This is a genomic window from Natronorubrum daqingense, assembly GCF_001971705.1.
Classification (GTDB): Archaea; Halobacteriota; Halobacteria; order Halobacteriales; family Natrialbaceae; genus Natronorubrum; species Natronorubrum daqingense.
In genome coordinates this window covers 3,146,993-3,166,519 of sequence record NZ_CP019327.1, presented here as the reverse complement: position 1 = coordinate 3,166,519, position 19,527 = coordinate 3,146,993, and the positions used below count along the sequence as shown (strand labels likewise).

Here is a 19,527-nt window from a genome sequence, read left to right as displayed (position 1 = left end):
AGGAGGGTGAAAGTGAAAGTGCAAGACTGCGACGGGGTTGCGTTCCAACTAATCAACAGGTTTACCAGTGAAAGCGAGACGGTGATCGAACAGTGCCAGCAGTCATTGGGAGCGAAGAATCGAGGCGTAAATTTCTAGTCGAACCGTCCGATTCAGACCGATCGCTCGTCTGTGTCCCACTCGAGACGGTAGAGTCGGTCGCCACCGACGACGAACAGATGGTCCTCCCCGAGTGCGGGGGGAGCCGTGATCGGGCCGTCGAGGCCGACGTGCCAGCAGGGGTTGCAGTCGTCGGTCAGATCGATCCCATAGAACGATCCGGTCGAGTCGCCAACACAGCAGATTTCGCCGGCGACGGCAGGACTCGCCGAAATTGTCCCGTCGAGGGCGACGCCCTTCTTCGCGAAGAGCCAGCCGCGGAGTTTGCGACGGCCGAACGTCGTGTCGGTGACGTGGACGTAGCCGTCGGTCGCGCCGACGAACGTCGTATCGCGCTCGGGAAGGACGGTCGGCGAGGAGGCGAACGACTGCTGGATCTTGTAGGTGAACCACGATTGCCCGCTGTCGGCGTGTAACGCGACGAGCGTGCCGCTGTCGTCGGCGACGTACACTCGATCGCCGGTGATCGTCGGCCCGTCGACGACCGTGCCGTTCGTCGGCGCGTTCCAGCAGGGTTCCCCGGTGTCAGCCTCGAGTGCGAGCACCTGTTCGTCCGCGGTGGCAACGCAGACGCGGTCGCGATCGGCCGCCTGCGACGCGTCCTCGTCCATCCGGGCGTCCTCGAGCGAGAGGAGGTCGAGTTCGTCCGCTTCCGGCGTGTCGCTTCCCCACTCGTCTCCGTGTGCTCGGTCACGGACGCGGTCGACCGCCGGGGTGCCGACGGCTGCGGCGTCCGTTTCGTGCGTCCAGACGATTTCGCCGGTGTCGGCCTCGAGTGCCGAGACGCCCGCCTCGTGACCGGCGTAGATGAGGCCGTCGGCGAGTGCGGGCGACGACTCGAGCGTGCCGGGGAGTGTCGTCGCCCAGCGCTGGTCGCCCGTCGTGGTCTCGAGTGCGCGAACGGTGCCGTCGCTGGAGGTGAGATAGAGCGTGTCGCGGGTGACGACGGGCGTACTCTCGGCCGCCGCATCAATCTCGACCGTCCAGCGCTCGCGTCCGCGCGCTCGCTCGAGCGCGTGACAGGCCCGATTCGTCAGGACGTAGACGGTGTCGCGATCGTAGACTGGAGACCCGGCGTCCCCGTCGAGGTCGACCGTCCAGGCCTCTCGAACCCGATTCGGCCCCTCGAGTTCGCGTCGACGCCCCGAGTGTCGCGGGTCGCCTTTGAACTGGTTCCAGTTGGTCACTGTCAGGGGCTACCGACCGATCCGATATAATGGATGCGACAGCGATCGACGTTCGGCGCGTAGATCGATTATCGTCGGCGTCGACACTCGAGGGCTAAAAGGTGCGGCAGGAAACGAAACAACTGGTGTATGGCGCAGTTGAAGTACTGCATGACACAGTCGGTGACTGTCGTGATGTGCATGGCACGCAGCCGGTGACTGAGATGGAAGTGTTTCCTGCCGTAGTTCTTCATACTACGTCCACCGGGATATCTATGGTGCCAATGTGATTTGGTACAAGCGAGCGAGCACCCCAACAATGCGTGCGTTCTGTCGGTGGCCGGTCAGTTTTAACGATGTCTTAGTGATATTTGGAAATTACTCCCACGGATGTGTCCCGCGCTCGCTCGGCCACAGCGGATACCAGTACTCCTTCTCGCGTTCGATCTCGAGTTCGCCGTCGAGTGTCGCCTCGAGTTTGAACTCCGCACTCGAGTCGCGTTCGCGGCCGGATCGGGGCGCGAACGGGTAGTAGCGTCCGCGTCGGAACGAGTAGATCCAGTACGCCGGTCCGTCGCGGTGGGTGTAGGCGAATACGGCAGCGAGCAGGCGGGAGCCGTAGCCGTGTTCGATGAACGTGTCCGCGGCGAAGTGCATGCTCGTGATCAGGTCCTCGGGGTCGTCGTCCTCGAGGACGACCCAGTGGTAGCCGTGGTCGTCGCTCGTAACCGAGAAGTCGGTGCCGGTCTCCTCGCGACCGGCCTCGAGGATCGCCTCGACTTCGTCGACGGCATCGTGAAAGCTGCCCGAGTCGACGCCGGAGAAACAGAGCGCGCCGACGTCCGCGGAGTCGTAGCGGAGGTCGGTCTGCATCGTGATGTAGGCGGTGCTCATCCCGAAGAGGTCGTCGGGGTCGGCGTCGCGTCTCGCATCGCTCTCGGCGCGGAGTCCGAGTACGGCACGAAGTCCATCCAGCAGTCCCATATCTCGAGTGAGAACCGTGTCGCCTTAGAACGCCTGCATTTCCTGCTCGAGGTCGCGCAGTGCCTCGACGCGACTTTCCGTCGAGGGGTGCGTGCTGAAGAGTTTCCCGACGATACCCGACTTGATCGGGATGATGAAGAAGGCGTTCATCTCGGCTTCTTCGCGCATGTCGTTTTTGGGCACGTTGTCCATCTCGCCGGAGATTTTGAGGAGTGCGGAGGCGAGCGCGGAGGGGTTGCCGGTGATGGCGGCGGCCCCGCGGTCTGCGGAGTACTCGCGGTAGCGCGAGAGCGCGCGGATCAACAGGTAGCTAATGATCCAGACGAGCAAGGAGACGAGGATAGCGACCATGATCCCGGCCCCGCCTTTCCCGCCGCCGCGATTCCCGCCGCCGAAGAACGCGCCCCAGCGAACGATCATGAACGCGATGGTCGAGAGGAACGAGGCGATGGTCATCACCATCATATCCCGGTTTTTCACGTGCGCGAGTTCGTGTGCGAGGACGCCGTCGAGTTCGTCGTCGTCGAGCGTTCGCATCAGCCCCGTCGTCACCGCGACGGCCGCGTTTCGCTGGTTCCGACCGGTCGCGAAGGCGTTCGGGACGTTCGAGTCGATAACGGCGACTTTCGGCTTCGGAAGGTCAGCCTGCTGTGAGAGGCGTTCGATAGAACCGTGAAGTTGTGGATATTCCTCCGCAGAGACGGTCTGTGCACCCATACTTCTGAGCGTGAGCGTGTCACTGTAGAAGTACTGCACCAGCGAGAATCCGCCGAAGACGAGCGCGAAGACGATCATACTGCCGCCCATGTAGAGGGAGATTGCACCCGCGAAGACGATGTACAGCGCAAAGAGCAAGAACATCGTCAAGAACATCCGAAACCGAAGTCCCCAGTCCGCCTGCCAGTTCATACTGAAACCAATGGGCTCAGATACAATAAGTACCCTGACGGTTCGGTCGCGAGGCGTGACCGTCGTGAACTGAACAAATCGAACCCGCCTCGAGTCGTCGTTCCGTCGAGCGAATCACCGAACCCCCTCGTTTCGCATGGAAACCCGCGGACACGAGTACCGAGACGAACGACAAAATCGGGTGTGTCGGACGTGCGTCTGACGTTTTCGCATCGGCAACTCGACGTAAAACCCCGTGATTTTGAAGTGAACAATCGACGCGTGAAACGAGATAAAACGGCGATTTTTCGACCGGTGTACTCGGCAGGTGCACATGGGAGATGGTTGTGAGTGAGCGAACAATTGCACGAGAGTGTGTGCCCAGAGAAACGATTCTATCGGACCGATAGGTAACGCGGAGCAATTTCATCACTACTGTATGGCAAACCAAACGAGGCGGAGCGTCCTGCAGTACGCAGGCGTGACGCTGACCCTCGGATCGCTCGCCACTGGTGCAACGGCGGCCAACGACGTGGCCACCGCCGAGTCCTCAGCGTCGGAGGAAGCTGACGGGTGGTCCTCACTCGGCGGAAACGCGGGCAACAACAGCGTCGTGCCCGCCTCGAGCGCTCCGGAGGAACCGGTCGACGTCGTGTGGGAGTACGACCACGGGGGACCCGTCGCAGTCGACAACGGAACCGTGTTCGTGGTGGCCAACGGTGGCGTCCACGCGCTCGACGCGGCCGACGGATCGCTCGAGTGGGAGACGGAGGACGTGGGCGCGAGCGGAACACCTGCAGTCACCCCCGAGTCGGTCCACGTCGGTGGGGAGCAACTCACGAAGGTCGATCGGACCGACGGCACGGTCTGTTGTCAGGCCGACCTCGACTACGACGAGGAAATTCCGTCACCGACCATCGTGGACGGACTCGTGATCGTCGTCGCGGACGGGGCGCTGTACGCCGTCGACGTGCAGGATCACGAAATCGAGTGGTACGTCGAACCGAGCGAAGATCCGCTCTACGAGCAACCGGTCGCCGTCGCCGACGGCGCGGTCTTCGCGACGAGTGAATCGAAAGCGTACGCGCTCGAAGTCGACGATGGCTCGAGGCGGTGGATCGACGACGAACCGGAAGGAGACGACGAGTACAGTCGGTTCCCCGAACCGGGAGCCAATCAACCCAACTATCCAGTGGCGACGGACGGTGTCGTCGCAATCGGCAGCGCAGATTCCGAAGACGGTTCGATCTACCGAGAGGGGCACGTGACGCTGTACGACACGGAAACCGGTCGGAAACGCGAGCACAACGACCGCGGGGCGTTCATGCCCGCGTTGATCAGCGACGACGCGTTCTACGCGTTCGACGCGTACAACGTCACGGGGTACGATCGCGAATCCGGGTCGGAAGTGTGGGACACGGAGGTGAACACGTACCGCGTTCCCTCGGTCGCCGTCGGCGACGGAATCGTCTACGCGGGCCTGGCCGTCGACGGCGAGGCGTACGGTCCGGACGAGGTTCCGGAGCCCTCCGACGGCGTCTACGCGTTCGACGAGGAAACCGGCGAGATCGAGTGGGCCGTCGGCACCGACGAAATTCCGACCATCGCACTCGCCGACGAGACGATCTACGCCAGTTCGGAGACGCTGGTCGCCATCAGGAACGAGGACGACGACCGAAGCGAGGAACCGGACGAAGAGGAGGAAGAGGAGAACGACGACGGTGACGACGGCGAAACTGACGACGAATCGGAAGACGAGAGCGCCGATGGCGACAGCGAGTCCGACGACAGCGACGGTGACGACGGCGACTCGAGCAGTAGTAGCGACGACGGAGACGACGATAGCACGGACGATGGCAGCGACGACGGTACTAGTGACGAAAGCGACGGCGGAGACGACGCTTCAGGGAGCGACGATGACGACGCCGAAAACGAAGACGGAGACGACGCTTCGGGAGACGACGATACCGATGGTGGTTCCGACGACGTCGGTGACGGAGACGACGCGGACGATGATGACGACGGCGACGATGGCGACGATGGCGATGATGCAGACGACGCCGACGATAGCGTCCCAGGTTTCACCGCGGGTGCGGGTGCCGTCGGTGGCCTCGCGACCCTCGAGTGGCTCCGTCGGAAGGCGGGTGACGCCGACGAACCCGCCGAGTAACCGTCGGCAATCCAGCAGGGGCGACGAGAAGACGGGCGGAAGGCGGGCCGTTTAACTCACTCACTCTCCAAGCGGGGGCAATGAGTGAGTCGCGTGCGTTCTGTCCCCGGTGTGGGGAGGCAGTTCCCGAACGGTCGGCGAGCGACGCGAACGGCGAGGAGGACGCGACGGATCCGCTTCGACCCAGCGCAGACGTCGAACTCTGTGATTCCTGTTACTTCGACGACTTCGATTTCGTCGACGCGCCGGAGCGAATCGACGTTCGCGTCTGTGCGACCTGCGGGGCCGTCTATCGCGGAAATCGGTGGATCGACGTTGGGGCCCAAGACTACACCGACGTCGCGATCGAAGAAGTGAGCGAAGCGCTCGCCGTGCACGTCGACGTGGAGGACGTCGCCTGGCAGGTCGAACCAGAGCAGATCGACCCGAACACGATCCGGATGCACTGTTACTTCACGGGGGTAGTCAGAGGCACGCCGGTCGACGAGGAGGTGACGGTGCCGGTCAGAATCGCCCGCCAGACGTGTACGCGCTGTGGCCGAATCGCCGGGGACTACTACGCCAGCATCGTCCAGATCCGGGCCGAGGATCGAACGCCGACGAGCGAGGAACTCGAGCGGGCAGAGGAGATCGCGAACACGATCGTCGCCGACATGGAAGCGACCGGCGACCGAAACGCCTTCGTCACGGAGACGAGCGAGACCGACGACGGCCTGAACATCAAGGTCTCGACCAACAAGATCGGGAAGAAGATCTCGAACAAGATGATCGAGGAGTTCGGCGGAACGGTCAACGACGCCGAAACGCTCGTCACCGAGGACTCAGACGGCAACGAGGTCTATCGCGTCACCTTCGCCGTCCGGCTCCCGCCGTATACGCCCGGTGAGATCATCGATCTCGAGGACGACGATGACGGTCCGGTAATCGTCCGCAGCGCTCGAGGAAACCTCAAGGGCGTACGGGCGACAACCGGCGAGCGCTACGAAGCGGGCTACGAGGAGGGGAACTCACCGGACGCGCGCCGACTCGGACACCTCGCGGACGGGGTCGAAACGACGGTCGTCACCGTCGAGGACGACAACGCGGTGCAGGTGCTCGATCCGGAGACCTATCGGGCGAAGACGGTCGCGCGGCCGTCGTACTTCGATCCGGACGCCGAAACGGTTCCCGTGCTCAAGAGTCGTGCCGGCTTGCACGTTCTTCCCGACGACGGGCGCAAAGACGATGAGTGACGACGACGCAACCCCCGCGAGGGGCGACGACGAGGCGGGTTTCGAGAACGACCGCGACCCCGAGACGACCCCCGAAGACGTTCTCGAGCGAACGCGCGCCGACGCGCCACTCGCCGCCGTCGTCGAAAAGCCGCGTTCGGAGACGGCTATCGAGTCGCTTCGAGCCGAAGGCGTCTACGACGATTCGCGACGGGTGCGCGAGGACGGCCCCGAACGGGTCGCACTACCGATCACGAAGCCGCCGACGGAGACGCCAGTGCTCGAGGTCGTCCGGCAACTCGAGCCCGAGCCTCGAAATCCGGATCTCGAGGATCGCCTCGCCGCCCGCGGCTGGAGTGAAGCGGACCTCGAGTCGGTTCCCGGTTCGTGGGCCGTGATCGGGTCGGTCGTGGTGGTGACGATTCCGGACGACTGCCCGGACGAGCGGGAACTGGGCGAGGCGTTGCTCGAGATTCACGGCGAGGCCGACAGCGTGTTGGCCGACGAAGGAATCGCGAACGGCGGCGAGGCGGGCACGTTTCGCGAACCCAAGACGCGACACGTCGCGGGCGAGCGAGAGACCGAGACGATCCACACCGAACACGGGACGCGCTACGGCCTCGATCCGTCGAAGGTGATGTTCTCGCCGGGAAACCAGGCTGAACGGGCACGGATGGGCGAGCTGGTAGAGAGCGGCGAGCGCGTCTTCGACATGTTCGCTGGCATCGGCTACTTCACCCTCCCGATGGCTCGCGCCGGCGCGCACGTCACGGCGACCGAACGAAACCCGACCGCCGTTCGTTACTTACTCGAGAATGCGATGCTCAACGGGGTCGAAACGCGCGTCGACGTCTACGTGAGCGACTGTCGAGACCTCGCGAGCAACGTCGAAGCGGATCGGGTCGTCATGGGCTACTACGGTAGCGCGGCCGATGGTGTGGACGATGAGGGACGAAGCGAGGACGGACAACGCGAGGTCGGTCACGGAACCCGAACCGACGAGGCTCACGACTTTCTGTCGGATGCCCTCCGTGCGCTCGTACCCGGCGGTGTCGTCCACTATCACGAGGCGACGCCCCGATCGCGGCTGTGGGAGCGGCCGCTCGAGCGACTCGAGGCGGCGAGCGAGGAAGCCAGTCGGGAGTTCGAGGTGCTCGAGAAACGACGCGTCAAGAGCCACAGCGCCGGCGTCGATCACGTCGTCGTCGACGCGCGATTCGAGTAGCGCTCGGTAACGAAACCGAACGCTCGAAGCCGGTCCTTCGGCGGTTCGACGCGGCGTATTTCTGTCTCGACGGCTCCGGTGAATGACGAGACGGTGACGTTCCGTGGAGGTCCTCGAGGAACTACGCGACGGTGCGGGCCGTCATCGAGAGCCCCGCTCGGCTGAGCTGACCGTCGTTCTCGACCGTTTATTCGGGATTCGACCCTCGCGACTGGCCGTCCGACCGACAGCCCGTTCGTTTCGAGTTCATGCGCTCGAGTGGCCGACGCGAAACTGCAGATGCGTCACACCCGGAGACTCGACTACCCTCGTTCGCTCCAGTTCGGTTCCGGCGTGAGCCGATCGCTCGAACAGCCTGATCCCGTCGCCCAGCAACACGGGTGCGATATGGACCTCGAGTTCGTCGAGCACGCCCGCCTCGACACACTGCTGGATCGTCCTCGCGCCGCCGGCGGTCGAGACATCAGCGCCGTCGGCCGCCTCCGTCGCTCGTTCGAGGGCGACCTCGAGTCCGTCGGTCACGAAGGTGAACGTCGTCTCGCCCAACTCGAGGGGCGCTCGCTCGTGGTGCGTGAGCACGAACACCGGCACGCCGAAGGGCGGGTCCTCGCCCCAGTGACCCTCGAACGGCTCGTCACCCCACGGCCCTTCGCCGTTGTCGAACATCCGCCTGCCCATCACTACCGCGCCGACGTTCTCGATGGACTCGGCGAATATCTCGTCGGCCCGGTCCGTCTGGCCGCCTTCGAGGCCGTGGACCTCCCGCCAGCTCGCGAGGTCGTAGATCCACTCGTGGAGTCGCTTGCCGCCGTCGCCGAGCGGGTTTTCGCGGCTGTCGTTCGGGCCGGCAACGAAGCCGTCGAGCGAGACCGAGATGCTCGCACGGACCTCGGCCATCTCAGAGGCCACCTCCGCTCGCCGCTTCGTCGCCCCCATTCGCCGTCAGGTTCTCGTCCATTCGGAGCGGTTCGAGGGCCGCTTCGAACGTGGCCGCCGTGAGATCCGCGGCTTCCGGGCGATCGGAATTCACGGTCGGGTACCGCCGTCTGCGAACCTCCCTCCTGCCGATTCGAGACCGTCCCGTAGCGTCTCGAGGACAGACGGTCCGATTCCGTGCAACGCCTCGATCTCGTCCGGATCGGCGCCGTCCAGCTGCTCGAGCCGGGAGTAGCCGGCCCCGGCGAGCGCGCGGCGTGTAGGCGCGGTCAGTTCCTCGGGGAAGTCGTCTCGAAGCAGGTAGCTGATCTCCGTGGTCCACTGCGACCGATCGGGTTCTTCGGTGGGGTCGGTCTGGAAGTGCTCGTATCGGCCCTCCCATCGGATTATCCCGCCGTCCGTTCGACGGGCGAGTTCGTGTCCGCTCGCCTCCGCCCAGTCCTCGAGCGCCGCGTGTCGGCCGGGGAGATCGTCGGGATCTCCCTCGTGCACCAGGATCGCGTACGTGCCGGCGGGGATCGTTCCGGGCTGCACCCGATCGTCGCCGTCGAGTCGCCCCTCGGTCGGGACGTCGACCTCGAGCTTGAACGGCTTCGTCTCGTCGCCGAGGACCCGGTACCGGTAGAACGGAGCGCCGACGAGCGACTCGTCGTGCCGGTCGAGCCACTCGAGGAGCACTCCGACGAGGTCGTTTGCCTGCCCCCACTCACCGAGCGTGGCCTCGATCGGGATTTCCACGCAGGGACGAGCGCTGCGGTGCTCGAGAAATGGGGTCGTCGCCATCATGTGCGAGCGCCTCCCGACTCGCCGACGGACGCCTCGAGCTTCTCGAAGCTCTGGCTCCAGCCCATTTCCATCCCGCCGAGGGACTCCTCCACTGCCGGCGTCGCCGAGGCAACTTCCGCTTCCAGCGTGAGATGCGTCTGATCGCCGTCGGCTTCGAACGTGACGGTGTGTCGTACCTCGAGTTGGTACCCACCGTCGTCGTCCTCGAACGCCCGGCTCGTGAGGACGAGCCGTTCGGGTTCGACGACCTCGTGGAACTCTCCCTCGTCGGGGTAAACGGTTCCGTCGGGCGCTTCCATGTCGATGCTGAACGCGCCGCCGGGTCGCGCGTCCACCTCGCAGTCGGGGACGGTGAATCCGTGGGGCCCCCACCACTCGGCGACCTGTTCAGGGTCGGTCCACGCCGCCCACACCGCCTCGCGGGGGGCGTCGAAGGTTCGTGTGATCGTCGTATCGTACTCGTTCGGATCGAATTCGTGCTCGCCGGTCGTGTCTTCGGTCATCGTTCTCGGTCCTCGTCGTTTCGCACGATTGCCGCCAGCGTTTCGATCGCCGCCGTCCATCCCTCGGCGTGTTGCTCGGTGGTCTCTCGGTCCGGGAGTCCCTCGTGAGTGAGCACGACCTCGGTGCCCTCGCCAACCTCGTCGAACGCCACCGTCACTCGGCCGACGTACCAGGTGTGGACGAGACGCTCGCGCTCGATCACCTCGAGGAACTCGCCCTCCATGTCGTAGTCGTCCTCGCCGTCACGCATGGTAATCGAGAACGAGCCGCCGGGTTCGGCCTCGAGCGCGTGAATCTCGACGTCCATCATGTCCGATCCGTACCACCAACGAACCTCGTCGGGGTCGGTGAACGCCCGCCAAACGCGCTCGCGTGGGGCGTCGACGGTCCGTCTGATCATCACGTGTTCCGCGCGCGATTCGGATACTGCGTCGGTGTTCGCCGTGTCGTCTGTCATTGGTCTGCTTCCTCCAGATGGTCCTCGAGTTCGTCGAACCGATCCTCCCAGAAGACGCGGTAGCGGGTGAGCCACCCGAAGGCGTCGCTCAACGGTGTGGCGTCCAGATGACACCGGCGCACGCGTCCATCCTTCTCGACGTCGACGAGTCCCCCCTCCTCGAGTACCTGCAAGTGCTTCGAAACTGCTGCCAGGGACATATCGTGTGGCTCGGCCAGATCGCTGACGCGATTCGGTCCGCTAGCTAACTGCTCGATGAGTTCCCGTCGAGTCGGGTGAGCCAGCGCTCCGAAGATCGCGTCGAGATCGAGGTCGTCCGATTTCCGTTCAACCATCTAGTTGAATAAATGCGGAGAGATTATTTAACCTTTTAGTTGAATAACATGTACCTCTCGAGAAGCGACGCGTCAAGAGCCACAGCGCCGGCGTCGATCACGTCGTCGACGCGCGCTTCGAGTGAGAACGCGCGCTTCGGGGGCGAACAGTCGTGACATTCATGCACTCCCAGCGTGAGTGGACACTATGGACAGAAATCAGTTCATCGCGCTCGGTTTCGCGATCCTCATGATGACCTCGATGATCGCGATGGGCGCACTGGCTGCAATCTGATCGACGCGTCCGTCGATTTCCTCGTTCTCGGACGCGGAGCCGCTACTATTGTCTCGAGTGTTTTAGCCGTCCGTATCCCAGACGTCCGCCAGCGGGCTCGAGGACGACGAACTCGACGAGGATCCCCGCGAGCGTTGATAGCTCGAGCGCTCTCGTGAGGCGTCGGACGTCTCCGTCTGCGTTCCGCGGTCGGTAGCGCCGTGCTGGTCGGCGAGCGCGCTGGTGGGCTGGAACGACGGCAGGTCCGGCGCTCCCATTCGGTCGACCTGCGCTTCGAACCAGTCGGGCATGTCCGTCCGGGCCCGCTCGAAGAGGTCGAGCAGGCTCGAGTCCGCGAGGTAGGTCGCGCCGTGGTCGTCGGGGGCGCGGACGACGCGGCCACAGGCCTGGATGACGGTCCGGAGGGTGGTTCGGTAGTACCAGGCCCACTGTCCCTCCTCGAGTCGGTGGGCGACGCGAGAGTCCCCGGTGTTGAGAAACGGAGCCTTACACAGCACCTGCCAGCGACAGAGGTCGCCCTTGAGGTCGAGCGCTTCCTCCATCTTGACCGAGAGGAAGACGTCGGGATCGTCGCTCGCTTTCCAGGCGTCGAGGGCGGCGTCGCGCCCGTCGCGGTCGTGGGTGCGGATGCGATCGCCGACGCCGAAATCCGAGAGGAGGTCGGCCAGTCGCTCCTGGATGTCGTAGGAGTGGGCGTGGATCAACCCCTTCTCGTCGGGGTGGTGTTGCATGAGCCGAACGATGGTGCGGGCGATCTTCGGCGTCGTCTCGTCGCGGTGCTCGTAGGTCATCTTCCCCTGTGTCACGTCGTACAGCGGCCGATTCTCGACGGGGAAAGTGTGTTCGACGTCGACCAGCGCGACGTCGTCCGGGTCGAGTCCGACTTGCCGACAGAACGCCTCCTTGTTCAGAATCGTCGCCGAAAGCAGCGCGAACTTGTTTCCCCGGTCCCAGACGGTGTGTCTGAGGTACTTCTCGGGGCTCATCGGCTTGATCGTGAGCGGGCCGCCGACGGGGTCGTCGTCCTCGTCTCGCTCGTCCGCGCGAGCCTGAGACGGCTCGGATTGATCGACGAGCCACGTCGTCGGACTCTGTGGGTCGCGATAGTCCGAGACGAACCAGTCGAGTTCGCCGATGAGTTCCTGCAAGCGGTCGCGTTCGCGAACTTCGCCGGGCGAGAGGGAGTCCTGTGCGAGTAAGTCGTCCTTTCGCCGACCGCAGGTCTGGGCGAGGTTCTCGGCGTAGCGAACGGCTCGCTCGAGAGAGTCGACCTCGGGGACGCGCAGGTCGTCCCAGAAGGGAACCGTTCGCGGACCGAGTTGGATCGTCGCGTACATTTCGGCCCACTCGGCGAGGCCGTGGGCTTCGTCGACGACGACGACGTCCCGTTTGCGAAAGACCTCGCTACCGGCGGTTTGCATGAAGTACGCGAGCGTCATCGCCGCGATGGAGCGATTCGACGCGATCGCGCGGTCGGAGAAGTACGGACAACGGTGTTTGACCGAACAGTCGTAGCCGCGCTCGCGAACGCAGGGGGCCTGGTTGACGGGGGTGTTGCGCTCTTCCGGGAGGATACAGGAGTAGTTCGACTTCCCGCGGATGACGTTGAGGTCGGCCAGCAAGTCGTCGGCCGCCACGTCGTCGAGTTGGGAGACCTGGGGCGTCGTGTAGTACGCACCCGTCGGATCGCTCGGATCGGCGTCGTCGACCCGGCGTGCACAGCCGGCGACGGCGCGGGCGAGCAGGGACTTGCCACTCCCCGTCGGTGCGCGAACCAAGACGACGTCGTTGCCGGCCGCGAAGGCGTCGCGAATGTCCCGCAGGGCCTGCTTCTGGGCACCGCGATAGCTGGGGGCGGGGAACGCCTCGAAGATCCGCTCGGGATTCACCGTTCGATGCACGGAGTGGCCACACCCTAAAGGCTGCGAACCGTTGCTCGTCGTGCAGTTTCTCTCTCCGACACTCGCCCGCAGATGGGGACTCGAGACGTGATCGAGTGGGGGACTCGGGCGCGAACGGACACCCTACCGCGACAGTGAGAGCGAGTGTGCGCGGGTAGGCTGGCGCTACCACCCGAGGGTCGACCGTAACCGAACGATTACAAAGACGGATCCGGCCAACGAATGGGAGTACGGAAGGGTCGCTCAGCGGAAAGAGCATCGCGGTGCCATCCGGCCCGCGGCGGCCATTGTGCCACGTGGCGTTCAAATCCCACCCCTTCCGCTTGCGGCAGCGACTGCCGCAGCGATCGTGGTTGTGGCTCACGCGACTCGAACACGGTCAGTCGACGATCGGTCTGCTTCGGCGACGGTGGCGCACTCGACTCACGTACCATCACGGCGAACCGGCACACGGACGCCCGTCACTCGTTAACCGACGGATACGGGCGACAGTGGGGACGACCGATACGTCCCATCGCGGCCGGTTATCCAGTCATCGAACGCCGACCCACCGCGAATTTTTTGCGACCGACAGCCCAGAAGAGACGGCTCAGTCGATCACTAATTGCGACGTCTCCGCATCGACCTGTTCGAGCCGGGCGACGTCGTCGGCGGTCGGCTCGTCGGGAAGCTCCTCGAGACAGGGATAACACAGCAGGTGCTCCGTCCCGTCCGCGAGTTCGAGCGTGATCGCGGTGCCCTCCGCGCCGTCGCCGAACGTCCAGACGTTGGCGATGCCGCCGGCGACAGAAACCGTCCGTCCGCAGCCGTCACAGGAGTCCCGTGCCATACTCGAGAATGGGTTCTCGACGCTGAAAGTCGTTCTCCCGGGAGGGTGGACTCGCATTCGGGGGTGGTCGACGATGTGCACACCCACTCGACGGCGACACGAAGCGAAAGAGCAGACGCTCGCGGTGCTCCCGAAACGCCAGGCTGGGACGCCCTCGAGATCACTCGAGGAGTCCGGCCGACGTTCAGGGAACGCCGGCGTATCCGCTCACGAGGGAAGCGGGGAGTCGGACAGTGCGTCGGTAAAACGGCGCGTCGTTGCCTCAGTCGGATTTTATCTGCTCGAACTGATCGAGGAGATCCTCCGCAGACTCACCGGAGTCGTACTCGACCGTTCCGTGATAGATCGTCCGCTCGTCGTCGAAATCGGCGTCGACCTTCGACGCCTGCTGCTCGCGCCGCTCGTGTTCATCTTCGTCATAGGCACCCATTGACATGGTAGGTATACACATGTTAGTTCGTGACGCACATTAATGTACCGATCACACCACCCGGATGCCGGAACTTTCGCCACGGCGGATGCCCGACCGCTCGCGACGAGTATCCGACTGGACTCGGCGAAGATCCGCCCCAGACGCGTAACACGTATGCACGCTCGCACCAAAATGAGCGTGTGGCACGGCCGCTTCGCTTTCGGTATTCGCCCACGTCGTGGAGCGAACAGAAAGTCCGACACGAGATTTTGCAACCCCTTCGCTCGAACATTGGCGCTCGAGCGGTTTCGCCCCGCTTCGAGATCGGCGCGAACTGGGAGACGCATCGCTTCGAGATGCAAAACGGCGACGTTGCGCTCTTCGCGCGAAACGACGAAGAAGCCTACTGGATGGGAAACACCGAGACGCCCTCTTCGCTGTGGCGGACCAACAAGGTCGGCTGGCGAGAGGTTTCCCATCACGTCACTCGCTGGAGCAAGCGAGAACTCCTCGCGACGCTTCACGAGGAGGACCCGTGGCTCGCCGATTACCCACACATTTCGTGGTTCTTCCTCCCCGTTTTCATGTCCAAAGACGGCCGTGAATCGACGCGGGCGTTCTTCCGGGAACACGCCGCCGGTTTCCCCGACGCCGGCCGCCGCGAGACGACGCGCTTTTTCGAAGACTTCCTCCGGACGGGCGTCCTCGACGAGTATCGACACGTGATGTCGGGGAAACTCGGGACCAGCGACCACGTCGACCGCGTTCGAATGAGCGCCGCATTAGGCGAGTTTATCGCGGCGAAGATCCTCACCGACGCCGGCTATCTTATCGAACCCGAAATCGAGGTCACGACCGGTCACTCGCTGGATTTCCGGGCCGAAGACGAATCGACGAACGTCCTCGTCGAAGTGACGCGCCCGCAACCGCCGGCTAATCGCTCCGCGTCGGGACCCGTCGCCGCCGTGCGCGACACCGCCGAGACGAAGACCAACGGCCAACTCGCCGAACACGGCGGCGGTGCCGTCCTCTTCGTCGACTGCTCGAGTTTCCGCGACGAAGCCTGGAACGCCGTCCGCGGCGAACAACCCGACGTTCGCCACCGCCCCGCCGTCGTCTATCGCACCCGACCGAACGGGCACGTCGAGGGCTACCAGAAGGGGTCGGTGCCGCTCGATCTGGACGGAGCGATGGAGTTGCTGAACTGAACGGCCTGGTTCTTCTGAATACCTCTCAATTTCTGTGACAGTACAGACACGTATATGGTATACGGTAGCAACAATCAACCCATGCGTGCAGCAGTTCTCGAAGAACACGGTGAACCGCTCTCGATCGAAGACGTCGACGCGCCGGAGCCCGACCCTCGGGGTGCCGTCGTCGAGGTCGAGGCCTGTGGCGTCTGCCGGAGCGACTGGCACGGTTGGCAGGGCGACTGGGGGTGGCTCGGACTCGAGACCCAACAGGGTCAGATTCTGGGCCACGAACCGGCGGGAACGGTCATCGCCGTCGGTGACGAAATCGAGAACGTCTCCGAAGGCGATCACGTCGCCGTCCCGTTCAATTTGGGCGACGGTACCTGCCACGAGTGTCGTCGCGGCCACTCGAACACCTGCGAGAACGTGATGCCACTCGGATTCGTTCCGCCCGTTCAGGGGGCGTTCGCCGAACAGGTCCACGTCCCAGCCGCCGACCACAACCTCGTCCAACTACCCGACGGTGTCTCGTCGGTTGACATGGCCGGCCTCGGCTGTCGGTTCATGACCTCGTTTCACGCGCTGGCCCACCGAGCAGACGTGAGTGCGGGCGACTGGGTCTCCGTTCACGGTGTCGGCGGCGTCGGCCTCTCGGCGGTCCACATCGCCGACGCCCTCGGCGCGAACGTGATCGCCGTCGACCTCAAAGAGCAGAAACTCGAGAAGGCGGAAGAACTCGGCGCCGTCGAGACGGTCAACGCCGGCGACGCAGACGACGTCGCGGCCGAGGTCAAAGCCATCGCCGACGGCGGTGCCGACGTCTCGATGGACGCCCTCGGAATCGAGACGACGTCGCAAAATTCGGTCCAGAGCCTCGGCAACCGCGGCCAGCACCTCCAGGTCGGCCTCACCACGCAGGACGAACAGGGGATGATCACCGTCCCCTCCGACGCGATGGTGATGCAGGAGATCGAGTTCATCGGCTCGCTCGGCATGCCGCCGACGCGCTACGACGAGATCTTCCGGATGGTCTCGACCGGAAAGCTCCGGCCCGCCGACGTCGTCTCCGAGACGATCGACCTCGAGGACGTCTCCGACAAACTCGCCGCGATGACCGACTACGAAACCGAGGGCATCCCGGTCATCGATAGCTTCTAGAACGTACCGCTTAGCGCTATTCTTCGCCTCCACGGTCGCTCACACGTCATGAGTTGTCCGCGTACGAGAAACGAACGGCCGCGCGGTGAGCGAACGGGTGGAGCGAAAACCTCATCGAAACGAGTCGACGCTAGAACGAAACGGCGTCGGGCGTGTAGGGACTGCCGACCGGTGCTGGATCGCGATCGCTGTATCCGATTCGGCCAACCGCCTTGTTGCTGACGGCACACGAGAGCGCGAGGCGAACGTCGTCCGCCGTTTCGAACGTCTCGGATTCGAGACGAGCGAGGACGTCGCCGACGGTTTCGGAACCGTTGGGCAGTTCGATGGTCCGGTCGCCCTGATCCTCGATCAGTTCCTCGGTCGTCACGGGGTAGTCGTAGTCAGCGGCGAATTCGCCAGCGTTGGTGGGAACCATTACACCCTATCCTCTGTGAACAATAATTATAAACATTGTCCATATACGTTTTCTAGTCGCACTGCATACCTAGTAGACCTAAATGGTCCTTAGTTACGTTCTCGGGGTGACCGAACGCGGCCGATTTCGAGGAGTAACACCTTTAGGAGCGTCGCACTTCGCATCGAGTGAGATGCCCTACGCCGACCTCCACGTACACACGACGCGCTCCGATGGCAGTCTCGAGCTCGAGGCGGTACCCGACGCGGCCCGTCGCGCGGGCGTGGAGGTCGTCGCGGTGACGGATCACGATCGATTGCAGCCGTTCGACGCGCCGGTCGTCGAGCGGGCAGGAGTTACCATCGTCAACGGGATCGAACTGCGCGTCGAGACGCCGAGTGGCGATCGAGTCGATTTGCTCGGATACGGCGTCGAGCCAACCGAAGAACTCGCGGCACTCGCGGACGGGATTCAGCAAAATCGGATCGAACGCGGGCAAGCCATCGTCGACTGCGTCGAATCGCGTTTCGGCGTCGACCTGGGCTGTACCGTCGACGACGGCTTCGGTCGCCCGCACGTCGCCCGCGCAGTCGACAGCCACTCCGACCTCGAGTTCGACTACGAGGGGGCGTTCGACCACCTCATCGGCTACGGCGAGCCGTGTTTCGTCGCGAGAGACGTTCCCTCGTTCGAGCGCGGACTCGCCGTCCTCGAGGAGGCGTGCGCGCTGGTCTCGCTCGCGCATCCGTTCCGATACCCCCATCCCGACGCGGCGCTGTCACTGACGAGTCATCCGGCTCTCGAGGCCGTCGAGGTGGACTACCCCTACGACGGCGCGACCGTCGATCGGGAACTGCTCGATGAGACGATCGAGCGATACGACTTGCTCGCGACGGGCGGCAGCGACGCCCACGGGGAGAGCCTCGGCGTCGCTGGGCTCTCTCTTCGCGAGTTCGACGCGCTCGGCGTCGGCGAAACATGACGGAAGTACGGTCGATAGCGGAGGGTTCAATGCCCCGTGGGGCCAAGGTTCGGGCATGAACTGTCACTACTGTGACCACGAGGCCGCGTTCGCTGCGGAATCAGAGGGGCTCAAAGTCGGCCTCTGTGAGGAGCACTTCCGCGAACGGTTACAGGAGCTCGCCGAAGCCGACGGACTCGAGACGCTGAAAGAGAAAGTCGACGTCGACCGCGCGGAGTAACGACGCGCTCGACGAAATCTGTCTGCAGTGGACGAGGAACGTGCGCTGCTCGAACGACCCGACGCTCAGGCCGTTCGGCCGGCGTCGACGTCGATCGCGTCGACCGGACAGACGTCGACACAGAGCATGCAATCGATACACTGGGCTTCCTTCGCCGGATCTGCCTTCTCCTCGCTTTCGGGGTGACCGGGGGTGTCGACCCACTCGAAGACGTCGACGGGACAGTCCTCGAGACAGGCGCCGTCGGCGATACAGAGGTCGAAGTCGACCGCGACGTGGGTGCCGTGGATGCCGAGTTCTTCGGGTTCGTCGACCGGTCCCCAGACGACGTGGCCCTCGTGTTCGTCGACCTGCTCGCGATTCTCGTGAAACTGTGGATCTATGGCCATTGCTAACAGATGAAAACAGGTGGCGCGTACTTAAAAGTATACGCCTGCTGTCGATCCGTGCACACCTCCTGTCGATCCGTACACTGGTCAGACAGTGCCAGAGTTCGACGGAACCACCCGCGGACTACGAGTCGGCGTCGAACGAAGAAACGCGCTCGAGTCTGTCGTTGAGGAGTTCGCGCATCCAGACGGCGAAGCCGTGGTCGCGACCGTACGACCAGACGGCCATCTCGTTGGTCACGCCGGGAAGGTCGCTCTGTTTGAGCCCCGTTGCGATGATTTCCCGGTTGTCCGTCATAAGTAGTTGGCCCGGAAACTCGGCGTAGACTTCCTCCGTGGACTGAAGGTCCGGCGAGACGACGATGGTCATGTTCGGGTCGTCGATCTCGAACGCGTCACGATCGTCTTCCGTCGGTACTTCGATGTAGACGGAAGCCCCGCGTTCAGCCGCGTTTGCCAGGCCCTCGATGATTTCCTGACGCGCCATCTCGGTCGCCGGCGCGATGTAGTGAACGATCTCCTCGGCGTCGTCCAGAAACGTGACGATCCGTTCGGTCACGTACTCTTGTTGCGTGATCGCCCACATCCCTTCGTCCGCTTTGGACTCCGGGCGCTCGAGGTTCTCGAGGGCGTTTTCGGCAGCGTTGATTCGCGAATCGTAGTCCTCGCGGATTCGACGACAGGCCGTGTCGATCTCGACGGCGTTGTACTCGCGTGGATCGGTCTGTTGAACGTTGACCAGACCCCGTCGTTCGAGGCGTTCGATCGTGTCGTACACGCGCGACCGGGGAACGTCCGCGACCTGACTGATTTCCTTTGCGGTGCCACTCGAGAGCCGAGTGAGCGCGACGAAGCAACGTGCTTCGTACTCCGTAAGGCCGAGTTCGTAGAGTGCGGAAACGGCTTCCTCCGCGTCGGACACGGTCTCAAAAAGGGGTCACGGAGCAAAAT

At 63.9% G+C, this 19,527-nt stretch carries 22 protein-coding genes and 1 tRNA gene; 8 read left to right on the top strand and 15 right to left on the bottom strand.

Going from position 1 to position 19,527, the window contains the following annotated elements; all coding sequences use genetic code 11:
- Positions 1-152: 152 nt before the first annotated feature.
- The 3 genes from BB347_RS15300 to htpX all read right to left on the bottom strand — a co-directional run bounded on the left by BB347_RS15300 (position 153) and on the right by htpX (position 3,218).
- Entirely contained in the window at positions 153-1,346 is a 1,194-nt protein-coding gene (locus tag BB347_RS15300) for an outer membrane protein assembly factor BamB family protein (protein ID WP_076582598.1), read from the bottom strand.
- A 357-nt stretch (positions 1,347-1,703) separates the two neighbouring features.
- Positions 1,704-2,309, bottom strand: a complete 606-nt coding sequence (pspAB, locus tag BB347_RS15295) for a PspA-associated protein PspAB (RefSeq protein WP_076582600.1) — start codon at positions 2,307-2,309, stop codon at positions 1,704-1,706.
- A gap of 24 nt (positions 2,310-2,333) precedes the next feature.
- Positions 2,334-3,218: a zinc metalloprotease HtpX gene (gene htpX, locus BB347_RS15290; RefSeq protein ID WP_076582602.1), complete on the bottom strand. Its 885-nt coding sequence runs from the start codon at positions 3,216-3,218 to the stop codon at positions 2,334-2,336.
- Between the two features lie 418 nt (positions 3,219-3,636).
- On the opposite strand from htpX, the gene BB347_RS15285 reads away from it, so the two are divergent.
- The 3 genes from BB347_RS15285 (at position 3,637) to BB347_RS15275 (ending at position 7,803) form a co-directional block, all read left to right on the top strand.
- Positions 3,637-5,367, top strand: a complete 1,731-nt coding sequence (locus BB347_RS15285; RefSeq protein ID WP_076582604.1) for an outer membrane protein assembly factor BamB family protein — start codon at positions 3,637-3,639, stop codon at positions 5,365-5,367.
- Positions 5,368-5,447: 80 nt separating this feature from the next.
- Complete coding sequence (locus BB347_RS15280; protein ID WP_076582606.1) at positions 5,448-6,599, top strand: 60S ribosomal export protein NMD3; 1,152 nt, start codon at positions 5,448-5,450, stop codon at positions 6,597-6,599.
- Complete coding sequence (locus tag BB347_RS15275) at positions 6,592-7,803, top strand: class I SAM-dependent methyltransferase (RefSeq protein ID WP_076582608.1); 1,212 nt, start codon at positions 6,592-6,594, stop codon at positions 7,801-7,803. The genes BB347_RS15280 and BB347_RS15275 overlap by 8 nt, the downstream gene beginning before the upstream one ends.
- A 246-nt stretch (positions 7,804-8,049) precedes the next feature.
- Here BB347_RS15275 and BB347_RS15270 read toward each other — a convergent pair whose 3' ends face one another.
- From BB347_RS15270 to BB347_RS15245, 7 genes are all read right to left on the bottom strand, one after another.
- A complete protein-coding gene (locus tag BB347_RS15270) occupies positions 8,050-8,700 on the bottom strand; it encodes a dihydrofolate reductase family protein (RefSeq protein ID WP_076582610.1) in 651 nt (216 codons plus the stop codon).
- A gap of 1 nt (position 8,701) precedes the next feature.
- Entirely contained in the window at positions 8,702-8,833 is a 132-nt protein-coding gene (locus BB347_RS19825) for a hypothetical protein (RefSeq protein ID WP_257787618.1), read from the bottom strand.
- Positions 8,830-9,525: a GyrI-like domain-containing protein gene (locus BB347_RS19035; RefSeq protein WP_076582612.1), complete on the bottom strand. Its 696-nt coding sequence runs from the start codon at positions 9,523-9,525 to the stop codon at positions 8,830-8,832. The genes BB347_RS19825 and BB347_RS19035 overlap by 4 nt, the downstream gene beginning before the upstream one ends.
- Positions 9,522-10,028, bottom strand: a complete 507-nt coding sequence (locus BB347_RS15260) for an SRPBCC family protein (RefSeq protein WP_076582614.1) — start codon at positions 10,026-10,028, stop codon at positions 9,522-9,524. Before BB347_RS15260 ends, BB347_RS19035 begins: the two co-directional genes overlap by 4 nt.
- Positions 10,025-10,486 carry an SRPBCC family protein gene (locus tag BB347_RS15255; RefSeq protein WP_076582616.1) on the bottom strand — a complete coding sequence of 154 codons (462 nt, stop codon included), beginning with the start codon at positions 10,484-10,486 and terminating at the stop codon, positions 10,025-10,027. Before BB347_RS15255 ends, BB347_RS15260 begins: the two co-directional genes overlap by 4 nt.
- Complete coding sequence (locus BB347_RS15250; protein WP_076582617.1) at positions 10,483-10,821, bottom strand: ArsR/SmtB family transcription factor; 339 nt, start codon at positions 10,819-10,821, stop codon at positions 10,483-10,485. Before BB347_RS15250 ends, BB347_RS15255 begins: the two co-directional genes overlap by 4 nt.
- 336 nt (positions 10,822-11,157) lie before the next feature.
- On the bottom strand, positions 11,158-12,984 hold the full coding sequence (locus tag BB347_RS15245; RefSeq protein ID WP_076582619.1) for a helicase C-terminal domain-containing protein: 1,827 nt from the start codon (positions 12,982-12,984) through the stop codon (positions 11,158-11,160).
- Between the two features lie 244 nt (positions 12,985-13,228).
- Between BB347_RS15245 and BB347_RS15240 the strand changes: the two genes are divergently transcribed.
- Positions 13,229-13,318: transfer RNA gene (locus BB347_RS15240), tRNA-Gly, on the top strand.
- A 267-nt stretch (positions 13,319-13,585) separates the two neighbouring features.
- Here BB347_RS15240 and BB347_RS15235 read toward each other — a convergent pair.
- Positions 13,586-13,825, bottom strand: coding sequence for a DUF7561 family protein (locus BB347_RS15235; RefSeq protein WP_076582620.1), 240 nt, complete (start codon positions 13,823-13,825; stop codon positions 13,586-13,588).
- Positions 13,826-14,087: 262 nt separating this feature from the next.
- A complete protein-coding gene (locus BB347_RS19410; protein WP_168170965.1) occupies positions 14,088-14,261 on the bottom strand; it encodes a DUF5786 family protein in 174 nt (57 codons plus the stop codon).
- A gap of 176 nt (positions 14,262-14,437) precedes the next feature.
- Here BB347_RS19410 and BB347_RS15230 point away from each other — a divergent pair, with 176 nt between their 5' ends.
- Positions 14,438-15,445, top strand: coding sequence for a DUF5784 family protein (locus BB347_RS15230; protein WP_076582622.1), 1,008 nt, complete (start codon positions 14,438-14,440; stop codon positions 15,443-15,445).
- 81 nt (positions 15,446-15,526) lie between these two features.
- On the top strand, positions 15,527-16,588 hold the full coding sequence (locus BB347_RS15225) for a zinc-dependent alcohol dehydrogenase family protein (RefSeq protein ID WP_076582623.1): 1,062 nt from the start codon (positions 15,527-15,529) through the stop codon (positions 16,586-16,588).
- A 130-nt stretch (positions 16,589-16,718) separates the two neighbouring features.
- Here the strand turns inward: BB347_RS15225 and BB347_RS15220 are convergent, their stop codons facing one another.
- Positions 16,719-17,006: a DUF5789 family protein gene (locus BB347_RS15220; protein WP_076582625.1), complete on the bottom strand. Its 288-nt coding sequence runs from the start codon at positions 17,004-17,006 to the stop codon at positions 16,719-16,721.
- A 172-nt stretch (positions 17,007-17,178) separates the two neighbouring features.
- Between BB347_RS15220 and BB347_RS15215 the strand changes: the two genes are divergently transcribed.
- Positions 17,179-17,967 carry a PHP domain-containing protein gene (locus BB347_RS15215; protein WP_076582627.1) on the top strand — a complete coding sequence of 263 codons (789 nt, stop codon included), beginning with the start codon at positions 17,179-17,181 and terminating at the stop codon, positions 17,965-17,967.
- A 55-nt stretch (positions 17,968-18,022) separates the two neighbouring features.
- Entirely contained in the window at positions 18,023-18,187 is a 165-nt protein-coding gene (locus BB347_RS19405) for a DUF6757 family protein (protein WP_168170964.1), read from the top strand.
- Positions 18,188-18,252: 65 nt separating this feature from the next.
- Here BB347_RS19405 and BB347_RS15210 read toward each other — a convergent pair whose 3' ends face one another.
- Positions 18,253-18,576: a 4Fe-4S dicluster domain-containing protein gene (locus tag BB347_RS15210; protein ID WP_076582629.1), complete on the bottom strand. Its 324-nt coding sequence runs from the start codon at positions 18,574-18,576 to the stop codon at positions 18,253-18,255.
- Positions 18,577-18,700: 124 nt separating this feature from the next.
- The gene (locus BB347_RS15205; protein ID WP_076582631.1) at positions 18,701-19,498 is read right to left on the bottom strand and encodes a TrmB family transcriptional regulator; all 798 of its coding nucleotides are present in this window, start codon (positions 19,496-19,498) and stop codon (positions 18,701-18,703) included.
- Positions 19,499-19,527 lie beyond the last annotated feature (29 nt).

Bases quoted from the DNA above. Each gene is read 5' to 3' on its own strand.
- pspAB (WP_076582600.1), bottom strand. From the start codon at position 2,309: ATGGGACTGCTGGATGGACTTCGTGCCGTACTCGGACTCCGCGCCGAG.
- htpX (WP_076582602.1), bottom strand. From the start codon at position 3,218: ATGAACTGGCAGGCGGACTGGGGACTTCGGTTTCGGATGTTCTTGACG.
- BB347_RS15285 (WP_076582604.1), top strand. From the start codon at position 3,637: ATGGCAAACCAAACGAGGCGGAGCGTCCTGCAGTACGCAGGCGTGACG.
- BB347_RS15280 (WP_076582606.1), top strand. From the start codon at position 5,448: ATGAGTGAGTCGCGTGCGTTCTGTCCCCGGTGTGGGGAGGCAGTTCCC.
- BB347_RS15275 (WP_076582608.1), top strand. From the start codon at position 6,592: ATGAGTGACGACGACGCAACCCCCGCGAGGGGCGACGACGAGGCGGGT.
- BB347_RS15270 (WP_076582610.1), bottom strand. From the start codon at position 8,700: ATGGCCGAGGTCCGTGCGAGCATCTCGGTCTCGCTCGACGGCTTCGTT.
- BB347_RS19035 (WP_076582612.1), bottom strand. From the start codon at position 9,525: ATGATGGCGACGACCCCATTTCTCGAGCACCGCAGCGCTCGTCCCTGC.
- BB347_RS15260 (WP_076582614.1), bottom strand. From the start codon at position 10,028: ATGACCGAAGACACGACCGGCGAGCACGAATTCGATCCGAACGAGTAC.
- BB347_RS15255 (WP_076582616.1), bottom strand. From the start codon at position 10,486: ATGACAGACGACACGGCGAACACCGACGCAGTATCCGAATCGCGCGCG.
- BB347_RS15250 (WP_076582617.1), bottom strand. From the start codon at position 10,821: ATGGTTGAACGGAAATCGGACGACCTCGATCTCGACGCGATCTTCGGA.
- BB347_RS15235 (WP_076582620.1), bottom strand. From the start codon at position 13,825: ATGGCACGGGACTCCTGTGACGGCTGCGGACGGACGGTTTCTGTCGCC.
- BB347_RS19410 (WP_168170965.1), bottom strand. From the start codon at position 14,261: ATGTCAATGGGTGCCTATGACGAAGATGAACACGAGCGGCGCGAGCAG.
- BB347_RS15225 (WP_076582623.1), top strand. From the start codon at position 15,527: ATGCGTGCAGCAGTTCTCGAAGAACACGGTGAACCGCTCTCGATCGAA.
- BB347_RS15220 (WP_076582625.1), bottom strand. From the start codon at position 17,006: ATGGTTCCCACCAACGCTGGCGAATTCGCCGCTGACTACGACTACCCC.
- BB347_RS15215 (WP_076582627.1), top strand. From the start codon at position 17,179: ATGCCCTACGCCGACCTCCACGTACACACGACGCGCTCCGATGGCAGT.
- BB347_RS19405 (WP_168170964.1), top strand. From the start codon at position 18,023: ATGAACTGTCACTACTGTGACCACGAGGCCGCGTTCGCTGCGGAATCA.
- BB347_RS15210 (WP_076582629.1), bottom strand. From the start codon at position 18,576: ATGGCCATAGATCCACAGTTTCACGAGAATCGCGAGCAGGTCGACGAA.